Raw genomic sequence first — 18256 nt, 5'->3', positions numbered from 1 at the left:
TGCACAAGGCACAGGCTTATGCAGTACCTGTGGGAGCTGGCTTGCCTGCGATAGGGCCGCACAGCGGCCCCGGCAATCTCAGCGGTTGAAGCGCTCCGCCAGGCTATGCAGATACTCCGCCATACGCTCCAGATCCTGGCTGATCTCCGCCCCCTGCCTGGCCTGCCCGGCACTCTGGTCACATAGCTGGGCAATCCTCACGATCTGCTGGTTGATGTCCTCGGCCACATGGCTCTGCTGCTCCGACGCCGTCGCCATCTGCTGGCTCATGCCAGTGATACGGCTGACCGCCTGGGCTATCCCGCTCAGCGCAGCCTGCACGGCCTCGACACTGTGCACGCTGTCCCGCGAGATCTGCTCGCCCCGGCTGGCCGTGCTCACCGCACGCTCGGCACCTGCACGCAGCGAGGCAATGATGTGGTGGATCTCATCGGTAGACGCACGGGTGCGCTGGGCCAGCGAACGTACTTCATCCGCCACCACGGCAAACCCGCGCCCCTGCTCGCCCGCGCGCGCCGCCTCGATGGCTGCGTTCAGTGCCAACAGGTTGGTCTGTTCGGCAATCGAGGTAATGACATCGACCACACTGCCGATCGACTGGGTCTGCTCGGCCAAGGCATTGACTGCCAGGCCGATGTCATTGACCGCATCGCTCATGCTGCCCATGGCCTTGAGGCTCTGCAGCGCCAGTTCGCTACCCTGCTGCGCCAGCTGGTCGGCATCACCCGCCGCGTGTGCGGTGCTTTGCACGTTGTGGGTAACCTCCTGAATGGTCGCCGCCATCTGGGCAATGGCCGTCGCGGATTGGTCGGTCTCGCTGCGCTGGCGGTCGAGCATTTGTGCTTGCGCATCGGATAAATCGGACGACTGCGCCGCCCGCGACTTCACCCCGACGCCTGCATCCACCAAACGGGTCAAAGCCGTTTGCAGTCGTGCTTCCTCGCTGATGATTGCCAGGTCGAGCTGGCCCTGCAGCCCTGGGTTGTCGCTGTAGGTCAACGCCACCAGCGGGCTGGTGAAGGCCTTGGGGTGCTCGGCCAGCGTACGGCGGATGGCCTGGTTCTGCCGGTGCTCGACCAGGTACCAGGCCAGCAGGAGGCTGGCCATCAGCACGCCAAGCGCTGCATAGGGTGGCAGCCACAGGTAGCCAGCCGCCGACAGCAGGCCCGCGCCAATCAGCGGCCAGCCGTGCCCCAGCCCATGCCCCAGCCGCGCCGCCCATGGCACCGCTGCACGGCCGGCGCGAAGACGTGCATACAGCGACTCGGCACGGCGGATCTGCTCGCGCGTGGGCACAGAGCGCACCGACTCGTAGCCACTGATGCGGCCTTGTTCGTAGATCGCCGTGACATAGGCGCTGACCCAGTAATAGTCCCCGTTCTTGGCCCGGTTCTTGACCACGCCCATCCACGGTTTGCCCTGCTTGATGGTCTCCCACATATGCCCGAACACCGCCGGCGGCATATCCGGGTGGCGCACCAGGTTGTGGGGTTGGCCAACCAGCTCGTCGTAGGTGAAGCCGCTGATCGCCACGAAGGCGTCGTTGCAGTAGGTGATGCGGCTGTTCAGGTCCGTGGTGGAAATCAGGCGTTGATCGCTGGAAAAGGTTCTTTCGTGCTCAGTGACGGGCAAATTCATGCGCATCTTGGGCGATCCTTGCAGGATGAAATGAGGGAAAATCATCAGCGCAAGTTGATATGTAGCAGAGCGCTATCAGGTTAGCGGTCTGCTTTTGCCGGAATTTAGCGCCTCCCGACGGAATGCATGAACGCGTTGCTTCTCAGCCCACGTTGAGCTGGCTTTTCAGCAGGTCGCGGAAGGTCTGGATCAAGGGTTCACGGCTACGCCCGCGACGGATGATCAGCGAAAACGGGGCCTGGTAACCAAACGTCGACGGCGACAGCACACGCAAGTCGCCCTTGTCGACCCAGGCCTGGGCGTAATGTTCGGGCAAATAGCCGATATAAGCCCCGGACAGAATCAGGATCAGCTGCGCCTCCATACTCTCCACCGTCGCCGCGCTGTGCTTGAAACCATGCCGGGCCAACTCGGCCTGGCTCCAGTAGCCACGCCCTACCATGCGTTGCTGCGTCACCACCGGCTCAGGGATGCGCCGCTCGGTATACAACGGGTGACGGCTGCTGCAGTACAACCAGTGCTGCTCACGGTACAACGGCTGGTACAGCAGGCCGCTCATGCGCGAGGAGAACGCGCCAATGGCCAGGTCCAGGCGGTTGTCCTGCACACCCAGTTGCAGCTCGTAGGGGCTGGACACCGACAGGTGCAGGTGCACCGCCGGGTGCTCCTGGCTGTAGGCGCCGATGGCTTCGGCCAGCGGCAAGGCCCGGTCACCGACCGTGGAGTCGATCACCCCAAGGTTGAGGGTGCCGCGCAGTTCACCCTTGAGGGCAGCGGCATACTGCTCGAAGCCGTCCAGCTCGGCCAACAGGCGCAGGGTTTCCTGGTGGAACAGTTCGCCTTTGCTGGTGAGGCTGAAGCCGCCCCGGCCACGGTGACACAGCACGATACCCAGGGCCCCCTCCAACTGGCTCATGTAAGTACTGATGGCCGAGGTTGAAAGGTTCAGCTCGCGCTGGGCGTTGGCAAAGCCCTGGTGGCGCACCACGCTGATAAAGATGCGCAGCAGTTTCAGGTCGGGCAAGGTCGAGGCCATGGTGCAACGGTTCCGCAGGGGTATTTGCGCGCAGTCTAACCGCTCTGCCCGCCTTTAGTTCAGAAATTCCTGAACTAAGTTTTTGTCGGTAGCGATTCTTCCCCGCCACTACCTTCAGCAGACTTGGCCGAAATGTCCCTGCCCGCCGGCAAAACCACACTTGAAATGGCGCGCGGCGGCACAGGTTCGAACAAACAGAACAATCGACCGACTGATGAGGCCCACCGTGGACAAGACTCTCCACCAACCACTGGGCGGCAACGAAATGCCGCGTTTCGGCGGCATCGCCACCATGCTCCGTCTCCCCCACCTGCAAAGCGCCGAAGGCCTGGATGCCGCCTTCATTGGCGTGCCGCTGGACATCGGCACCTCGCTGCGCTCCGGCACCCGCTTCGGCCCACGGCAGATTCGCGCCGAGTCGGTGATGATCCGCCCGTACAACATGGCCACCGGTGCTGCACCGTTCGACTCGCTGTCGGTGGCCGACATCGGCGACGTGGCGATCAACACCTTCAACCTGCTGGACGCCGTTCGCATCATCGAAGAAGCGTATGACGAGATCGTCGAGCACAATGTCATCCCGATGACCCTGGGTGGCGACCACACCATCACCCTGCCGATCCTGCGCGCACTGCACAAGAAGCACGGCAAGATCGGCCTGGTGCACATCGATGCCCACGCCGACGTCAACGACCACATGTTTGGCGAGAAGATCGCCCACGGCACCACCTTCCGCCGGGCCGTGGAAGAAGGCCTGCTCGATTGCGACCGCGTGGTACAGATCGGCCTGCGCGCCCAGGGCTATACCGCCGACGACTTCAACTGGAGCCGCCGCCAGGGCTTCCGTGTGGTGCAGGCCGAAGAGTGCTGGCACAAGTCGCTGGAGCCACTGATGGCCGAAGTGCGGGAAAAAGTCGGCGGCGGCCCGGTTTACCTGTCGTTCGACATCGACGGCATCGACCCGGCCTGGGCGCCTGGCACCGGCACCCCGGAAATTGGCGGCTTGACCACCATCCAGGCGATGGAGATCATTCGCGGCTGCCACGGCCTGGACCTGATCGGCTGTGACCTTGTCGAAGTCTCCCCGCCTTACGACACCACCGGCAACACCTCGCTGCTCGGTGCCAACCTGCTGTTCGAAATGCTCTGCGTGCTACCGGGCGTAGTGCGTCGCTAATACCGCTACACCCCGGCAGGAGCCATGAGGGAGGGCCACTGAGGCCCGCCAACAACACGACAAGACCGCCGGGCGCCGTGCAACCGCCCGCGTGGTCGATCTCGCCATAATAAAGATAATCGGGAGACCCCCAATGGCCTTGGACATCATTGTTGTAATGATCTATACCGCCGGCATGCTCGGGCTTGGCTGGTATGGCATGCGGCGCGCGAAAACCCACGAAGACTACCTGGTAGCCGGGCGAAACCTCGGCCCTGTCCTGTACATGGGCACCATGGCCACGACCGTGCTCGGTGGTGCTTCTACCGTTGGCACCGTACGCCTGGGCTACGTCCACGGCATTTCCGGCTTCTGGCTGTGTGCAGCCTTGGGCCTGGGCATCATCGCCATCAACCTGTTCCTCGCCAAACCGTTGCTGCGCCTGCGCATCTTCACCGTGACTCAGGTGCTGGAGCAGCGCTACAACCCGACTGCTCGCCAGGCCAGCGCCGTAATCATGCTGGCTTACGCGCTGATGATCGGCGTAACCTCCACCTTGGCCATGGCCACCGTACTGCAAGTGCTGCTGGACCTGCCATTCTGGGCCTCGCTGATGCTCGGCGGCGGTGTAGTGGTGCTGTACTCCACCATTGGCGGCATGTGGTCGCTGACCCTGACCGACATCGTGCAGTTCGTGATCAAGACCGTCGGCCTGATGTTCATCCTGTTGCCAGTGTGCCTGTACAAGGCCGGTGGCTGGGACACCCTGGTGGCCAAGCTGCCGGCGGCCAGCTTCCAGCTGACCACCATTGGCTGGGACACCATCATCACCTACTTCCTGATCTACTTCTTCGGCATCCTCATCGGCCAGGATATCTGGCAGCGGGTGTTCACCGCCCGTGACGAGAAAGTCTGCCAGCGTGCCGGTACCACCGCCGGTGTGTACTGCGTGCTGTACGGCCTGGCCTGCGCCGCGATCGGCATGGCTGCACATGTGCTGATGCCCGACCTGGCCAACCCGAACAATGCGTTCGCCGAAATGATCAAGACCACCCTGCCCGATGGCATCCGTGGCCTGCTGATGGCGGCAGCGCTGGCAGCCATGATGTCCACCGCCAGTGCCGGCCTGCTGGCGGCCTCGACGACCGTGACCGAAGACCTGCTGCCCAAGCTGCGTGGCGGCAAGCAGTCGAGCCTTGGCGTCAGCCGCCTGTTCACCCTGCTCACCGGCCTGGTGGTACTGGGTATCGCGCTGATGGTGAACGACGTGATCAACGCACTGACCCTGGCCTACAACCTGCTGGTCGGCGGCATGCTGATCCCGCTGATCGGGGCGATCTTCTGGAAGCGTGCGACCACCGCCGGCGCCATTGCCAGCATGTCGCTGGGCTTTGCCACCGCGCTGCTGTTCATGTTCAAGGACGGGCTGGAGGCCAATACGCCAATCTACTACAGCCTGGCTATTGGCCTGGTGAGCTTTGTGGTGGTTAGCCTGATGTCGCGTAAGTCGGTGGCAGCAGTGAAGCTGGCCTGATAGATCCTGACAGATAAAACAAGGCCGCTGCATCCAACCGGATGCAGCGGCCTTTGTTTTTTATCAGCGACGACGCGGCTGGCGCTTGCGCTGCTCTTCATCAGTCGGGATCGGCACCGGCTGCAAGGGTGGTGGAATCAGCCCCAAGGCAACCGCCAGGTCGTGGAGCCAGTTGGACAGTGGTTTATTCATAATGCCCCCTTGACGGGTCAGCCTCACGGCAAATCAATCCTGCGATGTTTCATACAGATCATAGCCCGATGTCCTGTATTACGCATGCCTCTGCTCTTACAGATAAGGGCCATTTTGACGCGGATCAAGCCGTAACGGCGCATTCCGACGACTGGTTAATCGTTTCGCTTTGTTGCAGGTCGATCCACGCCTGCAAATTGGCGCCGCGCATACCCTGGCGCCACATCAGCCAGGTGACCGCCTGATCGAACGGTGCTTGCAGACGGTGCACCCTTACCCGGTCGCGCCCAGGCAAGCTGTCGAGCATCGACTGGGCCATCATCGCCACCCCTGCGCCAGCAATCACGCAGGCCAGCATGCTCTGGTAAGACTCGATCTCCATGACCCGGCCCATAGGCGTATGCGCATGGGCATACCAGGCCTCCAGGCGCATACGGTACGAGCAGCCCTGGCGGAACGTGAACACCGCCTTCCCTGCCACATCCTTGGCGGTATGCACTGCCGGGTGCTCCGGGCTGGTGATCAGCACCAGATGTTCGTCACACAACGGCACGCCATCCAGCCCGGCCAGGTTCAGCGGCCCATCCACCAGGGCAGCGTCCAGGCGGTGGCTTAGCAGGCCTTCCAGCAGCTCGCCACTAGGGGCAGCGCGCACCTGCAGGTTCACCGCCGGGTAGGCCTGGTGATAGCGCGCCAGCAACGCCGGCAAATGGGTTGCCGCCGTGCTGTACATGGTCCCCAGCACAAAATCCCCGGCCGGTTGGCCGCCCCGCACGGCAGCCAGCGCCTCGTCGCGCAAGGCCGACATGCGGTGGGCGTAATCCAGCAACACCTTGCCCGCCGGCGACAGCTGCAGGCGCTGGCGTTCACGCAGGAACAGCTCGACACCCAATTGCTCTTCCAGTTGGCGCAGGCGCGTCGAAAGGTTTGACGGCACCCGATGCAGGCGCTCTGCGGCACGGGTGACCGAGCCTTCCTCGGCCACGGCCTGGAAGATACGCAGTTGGCTGAATTCCACGGCATTCTCCAAAACAGAACAAGTTGATCATCATTATTCAATTTTATTGAAAAAGAAACCGCCCTAACCTGCCGGCTATCGCTTACATCCGTGCAGGAGACTTGTCATGTCGCCACTTATCCAACTGCTGGCCAGCGCCGTGGCGCTGATGATGGCCATGGGCATCGGCCGTTTCGCCCTCACGCCACAATTGCCGCAACTGATCGCCGAAGGCCAGTTCGACCTGGCGGTTGCCGGGCTGGTCGCGGCAGCCAACTACCTGGGCTATTTCATTGGCGCGGTAGATGCCATGTTCGCCCGCTCACCCGGCCAAGTGCGACTGCGCCTGCAAGGCGGGCTGTGGCTGTGCGTGCTGCTGACCCTGGCCTCGTGGGCCGCTGATGGGTTGTGGAGCCACCTGCTGCTGCGCTTTGGTACCGGCGTGGCCAGTGCCTGGGTGCTGGTGATGATCACCAGCCTCAGCCAGCAAGTGGCCAATGCACACAACCGCCAGCGCCAAGGCGCCCTGGTGTTCGCCGGGCCGGGCCTGGGCATTGCCGTGACCGGGCTGCTGGCCTTGGTGGCGCATGTGCTGGGGCTGGGCTCGGCCGCCCTGTGGCTGATCTATGCCGTGGCTGCGCTGATGATGTTGCTGGCCGTGCGGCCATGGCTGCCACGCGCCCTGCAAGCGGCGCCAGCCCCGTCGCCAGTGCGCCAAGGCCCTACCCGCAGCGTCGGCATTGGCCGCCTGGGCCTGGTGTATGCGCTGTACGGCGTGGGTTACATCCTGCCGGCCACCTTCCTGTCGCAAATGGCCAACCAACAGTTCCAGGGGCAGTGGCAGGCCGACCTGTTCTGGCCGGCGTTTGGCCTGGCGGCGGCCTTGGGCGTGCTGCTGGTAAGCCTGCGCCGTGGCGGCCGCACCTCAACCTGGCTGACCGCCACGCTGTGGCTGCAAGGGGTCGGCGTGCTGGCCTGCCTGTTGGGCGGGGGCATCGGGCTGGCGCTGGGCGTGGTGCTGTGTGGCGGGCCGTTCCTGGCCTGCATGCAACTGGTGATGCAACGCTCGCGAGAGCTGGCCCCCCATGCCACGCAACGCAATGCCGGGCTATTGACCGCATGCTTTGCCCTGGGGCAACTGAGTGGCCCATTGCTGGCAGCACTCAGCATCCAGTACAGCGGCGGGCTGCAGCCGGCACTGATGGCGGCGGCGGGCGGGTTGGTGGTGGCCGGAGGGCTGGTGCGATTGGCACGCAGCGAGCGGGCCGGCGGCGCCTGCCCAGCAAACCTTTAACCTACATACCGCCGTAGCTGCTTCTTCACCCAAGGCTCGGCACTTACCAGAATCACCCCCAGCAGCACCATCAACGCGCCAATCACAAAGTTGACGCTCAGCGGCTCATCCAGCAGCAGTACACCAAAGGTCACCCCGAACAGCGGGGTGATGAACGAAAACACAGCGAGGTTTGATGCCAGGTACTTGCGCAGCAACCAGAACCAGGTCAGGTAGCTGACGAACGACACCACAATCCCCTGGAACAGCACACTGCCCATGGCCAATGGCGTCAGCGATACGGCGCCGATCTGCCCACTGAGCAAGGCAATCAGCAACAGCCCGGCAAAACCCACCGCCAACTGATAGAACAGGGTCAAGGTCGCCGGGGCCTCCGACAGCCGCGAGCAGCGCACCACCACCGTGGTCGCGCCCCAGGCCAGGCCGGCGATGACACCGAAGGCATCACCCAGCAACATGCGGCCATCCATCTCCTCGAACGACATGCCACCGGCAAACGCCATGGCAATGCCACCAAATGCCAGCAGAATCCCCAGCCACTGCAACAGCCTCAGGCGCTCGCTGGGCAACCGGAAATGCAGGCCCAGCGCGGTAAACACCGGTGCGGTATAGAGGAACACCGACATGTGCGCGGCCGACGTCAGCTTCAGCCCCTCGGCGATGAACAGGAATTCAAGGCCGAACAACCCACCCGCCACCACCCCGGCGCGCCATGTACTGCCGACTTGTTCCCAGCCACCGCGCCAGCACAACATCAGGCCTACCAGAACGGCAGCGATACCATTGCGCAGGGCCGCCTGCATCACCGGGGCGATATCCACGGCGGCGGTTTTGATCAGCACCTGCTGGCAACCCCAGATCAGGCACAGCCCCAGCATCACCTGGAAAGCGAAGGCGTCAGGGTTCTTGCGGACCGCGCTCATGGGCGGGCCTCTGAAGTGATCGTAGGCATGGGCAAAGGCTCGGCAGTATTCAGAAGTTACCGATTATCGGGTTTCCATGCCCACCGTTGCCAGCCTCAAAACGACCTCAAGCAATCTGCGCCTTTGCTGACACCTGTTCGAAGGTGGCTTCATCCAGCGCATCCGCCTGCTCGTCCAGCACCTGACGCGGGTGCTCGAAGCCGGGGATGCTGCTGTCGATCAGGCTCATCAGGCGCAAACCGCGCTCGGTCAGCACAAAGTTTTCGCCATTGCCGCCCTCTTCTTCAGGCCGGCTTTCGATGAAGCCACGCTTGAACAGCAGCTTCTCGTACTCACAGGCAAGGGTTTTAAGCAGGTCCAGGTCTCCCACCGGCTCACCCTTGGCAGCCAGCGCTGCAGCGTGCTGCTCGGCATAGGGGCGTGGGGTAAAGCTGTGACCAGCGCCGTTCTGCACCTCGTGCAACAAGCGCTCGATCAGGTCCCAATCGTAGGGGATGCTCATGGTGATGGGCTCCAGCTATGGTCGGAAGGGGTACACAGGTTGGGACCGGAGAGTGGGTGGTGACGTTCCGGAAAGTTAAATGAGAGCCACGATATGAGTGCCCCACCTCGCTGGATGACTAACCGTTATCGCCATCGGTCGCAATCGCTGAACTTGCCCGCGCCTTTTGCCCTCCACCGCACATAGCCATCGCTGGAGGTAGAAAGGATGAAACCGCTACTGTCCCTCACTTGCGCCATTGCTCTGTCCTGCGCCCTGCCCGCCTGGGCCTGCACACCGGAAGAAGCCACGCAGAAACGTGAAGAGCTGGCCGGGCTGGTTACCCAGTTGACCGAGCAGAATCCGCAAAAGGCCAAGGAGATCAATGATGAACTTCAGGGGATGGATCTGGAGACGGCGAGCAAGGACTTGCCCGACAAGTGTCAGCTGATAGACCAGCGGATCAAGGAATTGAAAACGGCGGAGAAGAAGGCTGAGTAGTTGTCGCCTGTACTGGCCTCTTCGCGGGCACGCCCGCTCCCACAGGTATTGCACAGCTTTCGAAGACTGTGAAAGACCTGTGGGAGCGGGTTCACCCGCGAAGAACCTAGCACCGCAACTAAATGTTACTCAGCAGCCGGCTTGCGCTTTTTCAGCGGTGCCAGGCCGTCAGCGCTGGCCAGTGGTGCGTTGGGCCGTGGCTTGGCGGTCGGCTTGCGCTTGGCAGCAGCTTTCTTGTCGCCGCCCTTCTTGTCGACCTTCTTCTTCTTGGCCCCAACAGCCTTGCCCGACGCCTTGACCTTCTTCGGCCCGCTGTAAGTACCCTTCACTTCCTTGATCACCCGGCGCTCGAACTGCTGCTTGAGGTAGCGTTCGATGCTCGACATCAGGTTCCAGTCGTTGTGAGTGATCAGCGAGATCGCCAGGCCTTCGCCACCGGCGCGGCCGGTACGGCCCACACGGTGCACGTACTCGTCACCGCTGCGTGGCATGTCGAAGTTGATCACCAGGTCCAGGCCGTCGATATCCAGGCCGCGGGCCGCCACGTCAGTAGCCACCAGCACCTTGGAGCTGCCCTGCTTGAAGCGTTCGATGGCCAGCTTGCGGTCCTTCTGGTCCTTTTCGCCGTGCAGCACGAATGCTTTCACGTCCTTGGCCACCAGGTGGCCGTAGATACGGTCGGCCAGGGCGCGGGTGTTGGTGAAGATGATCGCCTTGTCGAAGGTTTCGTTGGCCAGCAGCCACTGCACGATCGCCTCTTTGTGCTGGTCGTGGTCGGCGGTGATGATTTGCTGGCGGGTGCCTTCGGCCAGCTGCGACACGCTGTTGAGCATCAGGTGCTCAGGGTCTTTCAGCACCTTGCCGATGATGTCGCGCAGGGCCGCGCCACCGGTGGTGGCCGAGAACAGCAGGGTTTGCTCGCGGTTCTCGCACTCCTTGCACAGGCGCTCCATGTCTTCGGCGAAGCCCATGTCGAGCATGCGGTCGGCTTCGTCGAGGATCATCACTTGCACGTGGGACAGGTCGAGGTTGCCGGCATTGAGATGCTCCAGCAGGCGGCCCGGGGTGCCGATCAGCACGTCCGGCACCTTGCGCAGCATGGCGGCCTGTTCCTTGAAGTCTTCACCGCCGGTGACCAGGCCCGCCTTGATGTAGGTGAACTGCGAGAACAGCTGCACTTGCTTGAGGGTCTGCTGGGCCAGCTCGCGGGTCGGCAGCAGGATCAGCGAGCGGATCTCTACCCGTCCACCTTTCAGGTCGACCAGTCGGTTGAGCAGCGGCAGCACGAAGGCTGCCGTTTTACCGCTACCGGTCTGCGCAGTCACGCGCAGGTCACGCCCTTGCAGGGCCAGGGGGATGGCCGCGGCCTGCACCGGGGTTGGCTCGACAAATTTAAGCTCGGCCACGGCTTTAAGCAGGCGTTCATGCAGGGCGAATTGGGAGAACACGGAGGTAACCTCGGGCAAGTGCGGGAAATTCAGTTGCATAGGGTAACGTTTTCTGCCGGCTTAGCCGAATTTCTTTTGGCAACTTTGCCGCCATCCGCGCTCTAATGGCACTTCGTTTCGCAACAAGACTGTACGCAAGCCCATGGATATCCAACGAATCTGGCGTGACTCCCTCGACCTGTGGGGCACCCTCGACCAACACCCCATGCTGCACGCGGCCATTGGCCTGGCGGTGCTGCTGCTGATTTCCCTGGTCATCGGCCGGCTGGCACGCTTCCTGGTACTGCACAGCGCCCGCCTGCTGGCACGCCAACCGGCGCTGAAGTGGCTGGACGACCTGCGCCACAACAAGGTGTTCCACCGCCTGGCACAAACCACACCGTCGCTGGTGCTGCAGTTTGGCCTGAAGCTGGTGCCAGAGCTGTCCGACACCGCCCAGCACTTCCTCGGCAATGTCGCCCTGGCCTTCACCCTGCTGTTCATGACCCTGGCGTTGTCGTGCCTGCTGGATGCCCTGCTCGACATCTACGCCCGCACCGAACACGCCCGCACCCGCTCGATCAAGGGCTACGTGCAGCTGGCCAAGATGATGCTGTGGATTTTCGCCGCCATCGTCATCATCGCCACCCTGATCGACCGCTCGCCGCTGTTGCTGCTGTCGGGCCTGGGTGCCATGTCGGCGGTGCTGCTGTTGGTGTACAAGGACACCCTGCTGTCGTTTGTCGCCAGCGTGCAACTGACCAGCAACGACATGCTGCATGTGGGCGACTGGATCGAAATGCCGCAGGTGGGTGCCGACGGCGATGTGGTGGACATCACCCTTCACACCGTCAAGGTACAGAACTTCGACAAGACCATCGTCTCCATCCCCACCTGGCGCCTGATGAGCGAGTCGTTCCGCAACTACCGCGGCATGCAGCAGTCCGGCGGCCGGCGGATCAAGCGCAGCCTGTTCATCGATGCCGCTGGGGTACGCTTCCTCACCCGCGAAGAGGAACAGCGCCTGAGCCAGGTGCAGCTGCTGGGCGACTACCTGGCCGGCAAGCGCCAGGAGCTGCAAAACTGGAACGAGGCCCTGGGGCCGGTGGCGGAGCTGGCGGCCAATCGCCGCAAGCTGACCAACATCGGCACCTTCCGTGCCTTTGCCCTGGCCTACCTGAAAAACCACCCCAACGTGCACCCGAACATGACCTGCATGGTACGGCAGATGCAGACCACCGCCGAGGGTGTGCCGCTGGAGATCTACTGCTTTACCACCACCACGGTGTGGGCGGACTACGAGCGGATTCAGGGGGATATTTTCGACTACCTGCTGGCGGTGTTGCCGGAGTTCGGGTTGAGCCTTTATCAGCAGCCAAGTGGCAATGACATGCGGGCCGGGTTGGCGGGGCGCACAACGCCGGAATCGGCGCCGCGCCGCCTGGAAGCGATGAGCGAGGCTTGAAAACACAGGGGCTGCATTGCAGCCCTTTCGCTTTTCAAGGCAGCCCTAGGGCGCACATTCCAGGGTTGTCGGAAGCGGTTTGCTTTCGCGGCCGTGGACCATGCAATACAGCGCGCCGGCCAGGATCAAGCCCATGGCCCAACTGATGTCCACACCCAGCCATTCGGCCACGAACCCCGTGTAGAACGACAGCTTCATGAACGGGATGGTGCCGATGATCGACACAGCGTATACCGCCAGGCTTCGACGATTGAAACGTCCGTAGCGCCCCTTGGCGTCATACAGCGCTCCCACATCATAGTGGCCCCGGCACACCCAGTAGTAGTCCACCAGGTTGATCGCGCTCCATGGAATCAGCAGGTACAACTGGCCGATCAGGATGTCGGCAAAGAACGTGTCGAAGTTGTACTGGGTGGCGATGGCGATCACCGTTGCCGCTGCAGTCAGGCAGGCCATTACCATGGCTTTGGCAGTTGAGGTCACGTGAGCGATCGTCTTGAACGCACCAAAGATCGTGACTGACGACATGTACGCGCTGTACAGGCACAGGACGTTGTACTGGATCACTCCCAGTGCGATCACTGCCAGCGCCAACGGCGCCAACGGGCCAAACAACGCGGCAATGGCCGTTGCAGGGTCATGTCCCAGTGCGGCGGGCAATTCCACGGCCACCAGCGCACCCAATGCCATCATGGCGAAGGAGCCCAGCGCACAACCGCAATAGGTGGCCCAGAACGTGGCGCGAGGGTTGACGTTGGCCGGGAGGTAGCGCGAGTAATCGGCCACATAGGGGCCGTAGCCCAGTGTCCAGGAGGCAGACTGGGCAACGATCAGGTTGAAGGCGGCGAACGAAAAGCCCGTGCTCACTGCCGTTGTGCTGTTGATGTCGCCAGGGTGCAGCAGGATCAGCACCAGGGCGCCAGCGAAAACCAGGGTGGAGAGCAGGCTCATCCATGCCCCCAGGCGGTGGATGAGTTCGTAGCCGATAAAGCCAATGATGAAGGTCAGTACGCCCACCACCACAATGGCCAGGTCATCGCTCATGGGCACCAGCGCCTGCAACGCTTCACGCATCAGCACGCCGCTTGCAGCAAGGAACAGGACGGCGGCCGTGACCATCACCAACAAAGGGATCGCCGCGCCATGCACACCGAATTGGGCCCGGCTCTGGATCATCTGTGGCACGCCGAGGTGAGGCCCTTGGGCAGAGTGCGCCGCCATGAACACGGTGCCGATCAGGTTGCCGACCAGCAGCGCCAACAATGTCCAGCCAAAACTTAGCCCCGACGCAGCACCCAGGGTGCCGACCATCAAGGCGGTTATCTGGAAGTTGGAGCTGAACCAGATGGTGAACAGACGTTTAGGCGTGCCATAACGCTCAGCGTGTGGGACAAATTCGATACTTCGCGTTTCTAGCTTCACGCCGGTCTCCCGATTCATTTTCATGATTATCGGGTAGGCACCGGCGGGGTTTGGGCTCAGTAACGAACGCGTCATAGCTGGTTGCGCCATGGCATGCTCGATAACGTCAGGGCCGATGAGCGGCCCCGCTTCGGCAGGAAAATGCATTGTTTGTAGGCGCGAGTTTACTCGCGAAGCGGCCTTCAGCTACCCCGCATACCCCAACAGGTACAACAGCCCGGTCAAGGTCACCAGCGAAGCCACGGTCGATAACAGGATCGTCCGCGATATCAGCCCCGCCTCGCGGTTGTAATACTCCGCCAGCATGAACGGCCCGGTCCCGGTCGGCAGCGCCGCCAACAGCACCGCCGAAGCCGCCCACATGCTCGGCAGGCTGAACACCTTGTATGCCAGCACCCAGGTCAGCGCCGGCTGCCCTACCAGCTTCAACCCCACCAACGGCCACGGGCTGGCCTGTGCTCCGGTACGCTTTTCCGCCAGGAACGCGCCCAGCGATATCAAGGCGCACGGCGTGGTCGCCAACGCCAGCATGTCGAGAAAGTGCATTACCGGCTCGGCCAGCCCCAACCCGGTCATGGCCCAGCCAGCGCCGGCCAGCGGCGAAATCACCAACGGGTTCTTCGCCAGCGCCTTGCCCACCACCACGATGGCGCGGCCAATATGCCGCTCTTCCTGCAAACCGATCTCGATCAGTGTCAGCGAAATGGCAAACACCAGGCACACGACGATCAAAGACGAGATCAGGGCCGGCTGCAAGCCCGCCTGACCGAACAGCAACAGACACAACGGGATGCCGATATAGCCGGTATTGGCATAGCCCGCACTGAGCCCGTCGATGCTCGATGCCACCAGGCCATGGCCGCTGTACAGCCGCCACGCCAGCGTGACCACGAACATGGCCAGGGCACCTGCACCAAAAGCCACGATGAACCCAGGGTGCCAGATCTCGCTCCAGGTGGCGGTGGCGGTGACCTTGAACAGCAACGCCGGCAGGCACAGCCAGACCACCATCTTGTTGATTTCGGCAGCCGCCTTGTCGCCCAGCTTGTTGGTCTTGCGGCACAGGTAGCCGACCAGGATCAGAGCGAAGATCGGCGCAACAATGACGAAGATGGTGTGCATGTCAGGCCTTGCCGGCCAGCGGTGCCTGGGTCCGCGCCCCCAGACGGCTCAACCACACCGACGCCAGGATGATCCCACCGCCGATGAACAGCCGCCCCAGCGGCTCGTGCTGGTTCCAGATCAACAGGTTCAGCAGCAGCCCTACCGGTACATGCAGGTTGTTCATCACCGCCAACGTACCGCCAGACACCAGGCACGCGCCCTTGTTCCACCAGTACAGGCCAAGCGCCGTCGGGCACAGGCCCAGGAACAGCAGCACCAGCCATTGCACATCGGTGCTCGGCAGGTGCTGGGCGTTGCCGAACAGCAGGAAGGCCGGCAACACCACCAGCAAGGCGCCCAGGTAGAAGTAGCCGAAGCGCGCGTAATGCGGCAGGTCGCTGGGGTGCCGCGCGACCAGGTGACGGTACAGCACCTGGCCAGCGGCATAGGTGAAGTTGGCCAGTTGCAGCAGCAGGAAGCCGATGAAGAACTCGCCGCTGATGCTGTCGAAGCGGATCACCGCAGCACCGGCCACGGCAACCAGCGCGGCCAGCAGCGCCCACGGGTTGAAACGCCGGTTCATGGCGTCTTCGATCAGCGTCACATGCAGCGGCGTGAGGATGGTGAACAGCAACACCTCCGGCACGGTCAGCACGCGGAAGCTCAGGTACAGGCAGACGTAGGTGATGCCGTACTGCAGCGCGCCGATCAACAGCATCGAGCGCATGAAGCGCGGCTCGACCTGGCGCCAGCGGGTCAATGGCAGGAACACCAGGCCTGCCAGCACCACCCGTGCGAGCACGGCAAAATAGCTGTCGACGTGCCCGGCCAGGTACTCGCCGATCAGGCTGAAGGAAAACGCCTGGATCAGCGCGACGATTATCAGATAGCCCATGGTTGCCTCTTGTGAATCAAGGCCGCGACCTTAGCGGGTTGCGGCGAATGAGTTCAACCATGAGGAATGTAAGGGCTGAACCGGCCCCCACAGAAGCCCAGGCATAAAAAAGCCCGGCCATTGGCCGGGCAGGTACACCCAAAGGAGCAACAAACAGGTGTCAGGGTTGGGAATTCGTTAAGCCTCAGGCGACCGCCGCCAGTTTGGCCTTGGCCTGGTTGACGCCCTTCTCATGGAACTCGCCGCTCATGTTCAGGCCTTCGGCGTGGATGAAATCGACATCGTGAATACCGATGAAGGCCATCACCTGACGCAGGTACGGTTCCTGGTGGTCGCTGCTGGCACCGGCGTGAATGCCGCCACGGGCGGTCAGCACGATGGCGCGCTTGCCGGTCAGTAGGCCCTGCGGGCCGGTCGGGGTGTACTTGAAGGTGATGCCGGCGCGCAGTACGTGGTCCAGCCAGGCCTTGAGGGTGCTGGGGATGGTGAAGTTGTACATCGGCGCGGCCATTACCAGCACATCAGCCGCCAGCACTTCATCGGTCAATTCGTTGGAACGGGCCAGGGCCTCCAGTTCGGCGGCACTGCGCTGCTCTTCGGGCTTCATCCAGCCACCCAGCAGGTTGGCGTCCAGGTGCGGCACCGGGTTCACCGCCAGGTCGCGCACCGTGATCTGATCGGCCGGGTGGGCGGCCTGCCATTGCTGGATGAAATCACGGGTCAGCTGACGGGAAACGGAATCCTGCTGGCGGGCGCTGCTTTCGATGATCAGTACGCGGGACATGGGGTGCCTCCATCGGCGAAAAGGGTTGCGATTCGATGGAGGTGAGATTAAGGCTTGACCTATCGATAAAAAAGCGTAAAAAGTGGGTTCAATCAATCGATTAATCAGTTTATTCCGCGCTGCAGCTCAAGGCGATACGCAGTTTGATGATCTGCCGGTTGAATTTGGCGGTGACATCGACGCTTTTACCGGCCGGTACGTTCACCCGGCGAACCCTGGGGGCTTCGGGGCCATTGCGGAAGGTCACCTTGCAGGCCGCCGGTACCTGCCCATAGTTGTTGAGGGTAATGGCGCCAATGTCGTAGGCCGTGTCATAGGCGGTGTAGTCAAGCTTTACCCCGGTCAGTTCCTTCTCCACATCGATGGGGTAGGCCATGGCCCCGAGGGGCAGGCACATCAGTATTGCCGCACAACATTTCTTCATGGGCCGCTCTCCTTGAAAGAGGGCAGCTTAGGACAACAGGAGCGAAAGATGAAAGCGCCGCGCGTAACCCTTGACCAGTGGCGAACCCTGCAAGCAGTGGTCGATCACGGCGGGTTTGCCCAGGCCGCCGAGGCACTGCATCGCTCGCAGTCCTCGGTCAGCTACACCGTGGCCCGCATGCAAGAGCAACTGGGCGTGCCACTGCTGCGTATCGACGGCCGCAAGGCAGTGCTTACCGACGCCGGCAACGTGCTACTGCGCCGCTCGCGCCACCTGGTAAAGCAGGCCAGCCAGCTGGAGGACCTCGCCCACCACATGGAACAAGGCTGGGAAGCCGAGGTACGCCTGGTGGTCGATGCCGCCTACCCCAGCGCCCGCCTGGTACGTGCCCTGGCCGCGTTCATGCCGCAAAGCCGTGGCTGCCGGGTGCGCCTGCGGGAAGAAGTGCTGTCTGGCGTGGAAGAAGTCATGCATGAAGGCATCGCCGACCTGGCCATCAGCAGCTACAGCATCGGCGGCTACCTGGGCGCCGAACTGAGTGCAGTGGAGTTCGTCGCCGTCGCCCACCCTGAGCACAGCCTGCACCGCCTGGGCCGTGAACTCACCTTCCAGGACCTGGAAAGCCAGTTGCAGGTGGTGATCCGCGACTCCGGCCGCGCGCAGCCACGCGACGTCGGCTGGCTGGGTGCCGAGCAGCGCTGGACCGTCGGCAGCCTGGGCACCGCCGCCACCTTCGTCAGCAGCGGCCTGGGCTTTGCCTGGCTGCCCCGGCACATGATCGAGCGTGAGCTGAGCGAAGGCGTGCTCAAGCCGTTGCCACTGGACCAGGGTGGCAGCCGCCACCCACTGTTCTACCTTTATTCGAGCAAAGAGAAGACCCTGGGCCCGGCCACGCAGATTCTCATCGACCTGCTGCGCAACTTCGACACCGCGCCACTGGACGTGCCCTTCGCAGCCCCCCCACAAGCTTGAGAGAACCGCGC

The 18256-nt window shown here is 62.8% G+C and carries 18 protein-coding genes; 6 read left to right on the top strand and 12 right to left on the bottom strand.

The window, feature by feature from the left end; genetic code table 11:
- Nucleotides 1-78 precede the first annotated feature (78 nt).
- Nucleotides 79-1644 (bottom strand): PAS domain-containing methyl-accepting chemotaxis protein, encoded by a 1566-nt coding sequence (locus tag A0O30_RS07285; RefSeq protein ID WP_105946030.1) that lies wholly within the window; start codon nucleotides 1642-1644, stop codon nucleotides 79-81.
- Between the two features lie 136 nt (nucleotides 1645-1780).
- Nucleotides 1781-2674, bottom strand: coding sequence for a LysR family transcriptional regulator (locus A0O30_RS07280; RefSeq protein WP_016711883.1), 894 nt, complete (start codon nucleotides 2672-2674; stop codon nucleotides 1781-1783).
- Between the two features lie 226 nt (nucleotides 2675-2900).
- On the opposite strand from A0O30_RS07280, the gene speB reads away from it, so the two are divergent.
- Nucleotides 2901-3851 carry an agmatinase gene (gene speB, locus A0O30_RS07275; protein ID WP_003254586.1) on the top strand — a complete coding sequence of 317 codons (951 nt, stop codon included), beginning with the start codon at nucleotides 2901-2903 and terminating at the stop codon, nucleotides 3849-3851.
- Between the two features lie 133 nt (nucleotides 3852-3984).
- On the top strand, nucleotides 3985-5364 hold the full coding sequence (locus A0O30_RS07270) for a sodium:solute symporter (RefSeq protein ID WP_105946029.1): 1380 nt from the start codon (nucleotides 3985-3987) through the stop codon (nucleotides 5362-5364).
- A gap of 63 nt (nucleotides 5365-5427) precedes the next feature.
- On the opposite strand, the gene A0O30_RS27955 is transcribed toward A0O30_RS07270, so the two are convergent.
- The gene (locus A0O30_RS27955; RefSeq protein WP_009683677.1) at nucleotides 5428-5556 is read right to left on the bottom strand and encodes a PA1414 family protein; all 129 of its coding nucleotides are present in this window, start codon (nucleotides 5554-5556) and stop codon (nucleotides 5428-5430) included.
- Nucleotides 5557-5680: 124 nt separating this feature from the next.
- Nucleotides 5681-6574 carry a LysR family transcriptional regulator gene (locus A0O30_RS07265; RefSeq protein WP_016711885.1) on the bottom strand — a complete coding sequence of 298 codons (894 nt, stop codon included), beginning with the start codon at nucleotides 6572-6574 and terminating at the stop codon, nucleotides 5681-5683.
- Nucleotides 6575-6680: 106 nt separating this feature from the next.
- Between A0O30_RS07265 and A0O30_RS07260 the strand changes: the two genes are divergently transcribed.
- Nucleotides 6681-7847, top strand: coding sequence for an MFS transporter (locus tag A0O30_RS07260; RefSeq protein WP_105946028.1), 1167 nt, complete (start codon nucleotides 6681-6683; stop codon nucleotides 7845-7847).
- Here A0O30_RS07260 and A0O30_RS07255 read toward each other — a convergent pair.
- Together A0O30_RS07255 and A0O30_RS07250 are read right to left on the bottom strand one after the other, a co-directional pair.
- Nucleotides 7844-8770, bottom strand: a complete 927-nt coding sequence (locus tag A0O30_RS07255) for a DMT family transporter (protein ID WP_025753882.1) — start codon at nucleotides 8768-8770, stop codon at nucleotides 7844-7846. The two genes, A0O30_RS07260 and A0O30_RS07255, sit on opposite strands and share 4 nt — an antisense overlap.
- 106 nt (nucleotides 8771-8876) lie before the next feature.
- The gene (locus A0O30_RS07250) at nucleotides 8877-9272 is read right to left on the bottom strand and encodes a transcriptional regulator (protein ID WP_104834183.1); all 396 of its coding nucleotides are present in this window, start codon (nucleotides 9270-9272) and stop codon (nucleotides 8877-8879) included.
- Nucleotides 9273-9479: 207 nt separating this feature from the next.
- On the opposite strand from A0O30_RS07250, the gene A0O30_RS07245 reads away from it, so the two are divergent.
- Nucleotides 9480-9752: a hypothetical protein gene (locus A0O30_RS07245; protein ID WP_105946027.1), complete on the top strand. Its 273-nt coding sequence runs from the start codon at nucleotides 9480-9482 to the stop codon at nucleotides 9750-9752.
- A 125-nt stretch (nucleotides 9753-9877) separates the two neighbouring features.
- Here the strand turns inward: A0O30_RS07245 and A0O30_RS07240 are convergent, their stop codons facing one another.
- Nucleotides 9878-11239 carry a DEAD/DEAH box helicase gene (locus A0O30_RS07240; RefSeq protein ID WP_105946026.1) on the bottom strand — a complete coding sequence of 454 codons (1362 nt, stop codon included), beginning with the start codon at nucleotides 11237-11239 and terminating at the stop codon, nucleotides 9878-9880.
- 103 nt (nucleotides 11240-11342) lie between these two features.
- Between A0O30_RS07240 and A0O30_RS07235 the strand changes: the two genes are divergently transcribed.
- The gene (locus A0O30_RS07235; RefSeq protein WP_105946025.1) at nucleotides 11343-12644 is read left to right on the top strand and encodes a mechanosensitive ion channel family protein; all 1302 of its coding nucleotides are present in this window, start codon (nucleotides 11343-11345) and stop codon (nucleotides 12642-12644) included.
- Between the two features lie 45 nt (nucleotides 12645-12689).
- Here the strand turns inward: A0O30_RS07235 and A0O30_RS07230 are convergent, their stop codons facing one another.
- From A0O30_RS07230 to A0O30_RS07210, 5 genes are all read right to left on the bottom strand, one after another.
- Nucleotides 12690-14066 (bottom strand): cytosine permease, encoded by a 1377-nt coding sequence (locus A0O30_RS07230; RefSeq protein ID WP_105946113.1) that lies wholly within the window; start codon nucleotides 14064-14066, stop codon nucleotides 12690-12692.
- Nucleotides 14067-14252: 186 nt separating this feature from the next.
- Nucleotides 14253-15188: an AEC family transporter gene (locus A0O30_RS07225; protein ID WP_028699601.1), complete on the bottom strand. Its 936-nt coding sequence runs from the start codon at nucleotides 15186-15188 to the stop codon at nucleotides 14253-14255.
- A gap of 1 nt (nucleotide 15189) precedes the next feature.
- Nucleotides 15190-16065: a carboxylate/amino acid/amine transporter gene (locus tag A0O30_RS07220; RefSeq protein ID WP_105946024.1), complete on the bottom strand. Its 876-nt coding sequence runs from the start codon at nucleotides 16063-16065 to the stop codon at nucleotides 15190-15192.
- Between the two features lie 184 nt (nucleotides 16066-16249).
- A complete protein-coding gene (locus tag A0O30_RS07215) occupies nucleotides 16250-16849 on the bottom strand; it encodes an FMN-dependent NADH-azoreductase (protein WP_019099146.1) in 600 nt (199 codons plus the stop codon).
- A gap of 109 nt (nucleotides 16850-16958) precedes the next feature.
- Nucleotides 16959-17273 (bottom strand): hypothetical protein, encoded by a 315-nt coding sequence (locus A0O30_RS07210; RefSeq protein ID WP_025753884.1) that lies wholly within the window; start codon nucleotides 17271-17273, stop codon nucleotides 16959-16961.
- A gap of 48 nt (nucleotides 17274-17321) precedes the next feature.
- On the opposite strand from A0O30_RS07210, the gene A0O30_RS07205 reads away from it, so the two are divergent.
- The gene (locus A0O30_RS07205) at nucleotides 17322-18245 is read left to right on the top strand and encodes a LysR family transcriptional regulator (protein WP_105946023.1); all 924 of its coding nucleotides are present in this window, start codon (nucleotides 17322-17324) and stop codon (nucleotides 18243-18245) included.
- The last annotated feature ends 11 nt before the right edge of the window (nucleotides 18246-18256 follow it).

Source organism: Pseudomonas sp. LLC-1 (assembly GCF_002992185.1).
GTDB lineage: Bacteria > Pseudomonadota > Gammaproteobacteria > Pseudomonadales > Pseudomonadaceae > Aquipseudomonas > Aquipseudomonas monteilii.
Note: the sequence above shows the minus strand (reverse complement) of the source record. Positions and strands in the feature narration are given on the sequence as shown.